Below are 3,734 nucleotides of genomic sequence, written 5' to 3' on the forward strand. Positions count from 1 at the left end.
CGCCCCAACGGGAAACTCATACTGACCAGATAAGTATTTTGCATCTCGCCAAACCCGGAGCGGCTGCGGTTCACGCTGACGCCGTAGGTCATGCTTTTATAGTTGTTGCTGTAACCCACCTGATACTGCTGGTCACTGCCACCTTTATTCCAGTAATCCTGCAAAGAACCACTGATATACATCTGGCCCCAGCCGTCCGGTAATCCCTGATTGGCGGTCACGGTTAAGCGGTTTTTTGCCCGATAGATACTGTTGGCGTCATAGCCCTGACGTTCAGCATCAAGGGTTTGCATCGCCGTGGCGAAATCGAGATAGCCCTGAGTCGAAAAGCGGTGCGCCGCCACACTCAGGTTACTGTTGGTTTCAGCAATCACCTTGCTGTAACTGACCTGATAGCTCTGGCCACTTTCATTGCCGTTACGCAGGCGGGTATTGGCCTGGGTCACGTCGACCGCCACCGCCCCAATCGGGGTACTGAACGCAGTCCCGACCTGCACGGCATAATAGTCTTCACTGGCCTGCGCCCCGGTATAACCGGTAATGCTGTTGTTCAGACCACGCTGATAGGTTCCCTGATAAAGACCCGGGGTAAAGGAGAGCGAATCATTGCGCACTTTACCCACCGTCAGGCTGTAGCGCTGCGAACCGGGGCGCAGCAATTGCGCCACTGCCGCAAACGGCACCTGGAAGTTCTGTGTGCTGCCGTCGGCTTCACGCACCGTGACATCCAGATTGCCGCCGTAGCCGGTCGGATAGAGGTCATCAATGATAAATTCGCCCGGCGAAACCGTGGTTTCATACAACACCTGACCACTCTGGCGCACGGTCACCAGCGCATTGGTGCGGGCAATCCCGCGCACTTCCGGCGCATAACCACGCAGGGACTCTGGCAACATGCGGTCATCGGTGCTGAATTGTGCCCCGGTAAAAGGCACGGTATCGAATAACTGCCCGGTGGTATTGGATTGCCCCAGCAACACCCGGCCCAGTGCAGCCGGGACATCCCGCTGCACATAACTGTTAATACTGGTGTATTTGCTGTCACCGTCTTCTTGCCAGTTATACGAGCCGTTATGACGGAAATACCATGAGCCGAGGTTTAGCCCGGTGTTAATCCCGGCAAAAGCCGAGTTAAATGTCTGTCCGTTGGCGGAGGAGCTGTAGCCATTGAGTGAATAGCCCAACATCCCTGACGTCACGCCGCTGTCCCACAAGGCCGGATTGACGGTGCCACGGGCGGTACGGAGTAACAATGCCTGGGGAATAGCGATATCCAGCCGTTGTTCGCCGCTGTCAAAAGTCACCTGGGCATCGGGGATCAGCGACGCCAGATCAACACAGCCGTCCTCTTTTTTCAGCGGGGCCAGTGATTCAGGCGGCAATGCTTCTGTCTTGAGATTAAGACTGGCAATGACCGACGAGGATAAGCAGGCATGGACACTTTTATCGTCGCGGGCCTTAAATTCCACATTCTCATTGCCAATCAGGGTATTGTTTAAATAAATGTCAGCCCGGTAAGTGCCGGGTAACACGCTGCCCCCTTTCGAGAAGCGGCTTAAATCAATGCCGGAACCACCGTGTTCGGTATTGAGAAAGATACTGTCAAACTCGGCCGACTGGGAATGGCCAGTCTGAGGGGAGGCGTTGGCCTCAACGCTCTCAACAGCCAAAACAGCCGGCGATAAAAAAGCAGCAATAAGGGCAGCCGCCACGGGCGTTAAACGACCACTACGGGCAGACAATTCTGCAGAGAATGTGATTGCAGGGTGTTTCATTATTCAATTATTCCGTAGTGTACAGACGTATTCCGCCCCCACGAAATAAATGTGGTCATCAGCGGACGCTATGTAGGGCTGTTATTGATAAATTAAATTAAGGTTTAATGGGCTGGCTCAGTTTATTGAGTGCGCCATAATCATTAATAAATTCAAAATCAACGTTATTGCCGGCGGTATTTCCCGGTAACGAAAAGGTCAGCGAATTATTAGGGCTAATCATTTGGCCTTCAACCGGCGCTGTTTTACTGCCCGTTATCCCCACCGTGACCAAAGAAACATGAAACGGTGTCGGATTGGTGGCTTTAAGTCCGCCGGGGACTTTGGTCCAGACTAAAGATTGTGCGGCATCATTAGGATTACCGACCAAACCGGTAGGACGGAAGAACAATTTAATACGGGAACGGTAGGCCATCTGTAAATAGTTCTGGCTGCTACCTGCATCCGCTTTAGCCGGTATCTCTAAGACATTTAACCAAAAAACAGATTCTTTATCTTTTGGTAACGCCGCACCGGTATAACTGATGCGCAGTGTCTGGCTTTTATTCGGCTCAACCCGGTTAATCGGTGGTGTCAGTACAAAAGGCACTTTTAACGTTTCCGGGCGGGCATTCACATCCCCGTTGTCAATCCAGCTTTGTAATACCACCGGGCCGGTGCCGGTGTTATTCACCTTTACCGTCACTTCTTTTTGTTTTTCCGGATAAATTACCCGGGTGCCGGTAATAACCACACTGGCCTGAACGGCGTGTCCAAAAAATAAAATTAATAACAAGGCTGAGAAGACAGTGAGAAAAGGACGATTAGTGCTGTTCATAACAACCTCGACACTTAATGAATGTGTGCATGCTTTAATTTTAGTGCTTATCGTCAAAAAGGGCAGATATCTGCCCTTTTATATTTCTGTGTTACGCGTTAATACTTATTTGTATTGAATAGAGTAAACCACGTTGCTGACAACAGTACCGGCAGTGGTTGCGCCATCAGCATAATATTGAACCGCATACGGCAGTGTTGCAGAACCCGTAGAAGCATCAATATAAGTCGTGCTGGTCGTTTGGTTGCTGTTACCGGCTTTAATTGGCGCCATGGCGTTAGAACCGTCCATCAGTTCCAGGCTAACCTGACCAGCAGTACCGCTTACGTTTTTCAGGTGACCGGTAACCACATCAACACTTGGGCCTGCTTCAAAGAAAGCAGAAACTGTTTTCAGGGTGCCAGCACAGTTGCTCAGCGCCATGTTAAAGCCTGTGCTACCAGCAACTTTAGTCGCTGCAGTCAGTTGGTTAGTACCGACAGTTGGCAGTACCACAGTTGCGTCTGCACCCTGGCCGTCAACGGATACGTCACAAGTAGACGCTGTCAGTTCACCGTTAAAAGTGATGGTACCGGTAGAAGCGGCTTGAGCAGCGTTAACACCCGCGAATGCAGCAACGATTGAGGCAATAATAGCTAACTTTTTCATTTAAATTTCCAATTAATAATAGATGTATGAGTTAAATAACTCGGTACTGTTGTGTGTTAATTCGATTGTGGTTATTCCACAAGAATCCATTAGATATCTATTTATCGCTGCTGGACAATAAGACCAGTTGATGAGTTCTTTTAACAATCCAATAAATGTCGAAACTCAATGTGTGTGCTTGGTAGCGAAAACGATACTTTAAATATCTTTTAATAGTAGGAGTAAAGCGGGTTTCTAATATTCACAATGTCCGTACTGTATATAAAGCATTTTAGAAACTTGAAATGTCCTTATCGCTGTACTCTCTTGCTATGGATTGAAGTATACGCGATCGATTCATCTAGTAAACACCGATATCACAGATCAATGGTCTGCAATCAAGGTAAATTACTAGCATTATATTCCATTATTGATCTGGAACAAGGATTTTTAGATCGTCATTATCTTAAAAAGTAACCGTTAATATTGATTTAGATCATTTTAGCAGCTTATTA

Annotated in this window: 3 protein-coding genes; all 3 read right to left on the reverse strand. The window is 48.5% G+C overall.

Annotated elements, in window-relative coordinates:
• Positions 1 to 1,775 (reverse strand): fimbria/pilus outer membrane usher protein (locus tag V1952_RS20515; RefSeq protein ID WP_420075431.1); only part of this gene is annotated, 1,775 nt, incomplete at its 3' end.
• Between the two features lie 97 nt (positions 1,776 to 1,872).
• Positions 1,873 to 2,592: a molecular chaperone gene (locus V1952_RS20520; protein ID WP_420075432.1), complete on the reverse strand. Its 720-nt coding sequence runs from the start codon at positions 2,590 to 2,592 to the stop codon at positions 1,873 to 1,875.
• A gap of 105 nt (positions 2,593 to 2,697) precedes the next feature.
• Positions 2,698 to 3,240 carry a fimbrial protein gene (locus V1952_RS20525; RefSeq protein ID WP_420073802.1) on the reverse strand — a complete coding sequence of 181 codons (543 nt, stop codon included), beginning with the start codon at positions 3,238 to 3,240 and terminating at the stop codon, positions 2,698 to 2,700.
• Between the last annotated feature and the right edge of the window lie 494 nt (positions 3,241 to 3,734).

The organism is Yersinia sp. 2542 StPb PI (assembly GCF_048593855.1).
Lineage (GTDB): Bacteria > Pseudomonadota > Gammaproteobacteria > Enterobacterales > Enterobacteriaceae > Yersinia > Yersinia enterocolitica_E.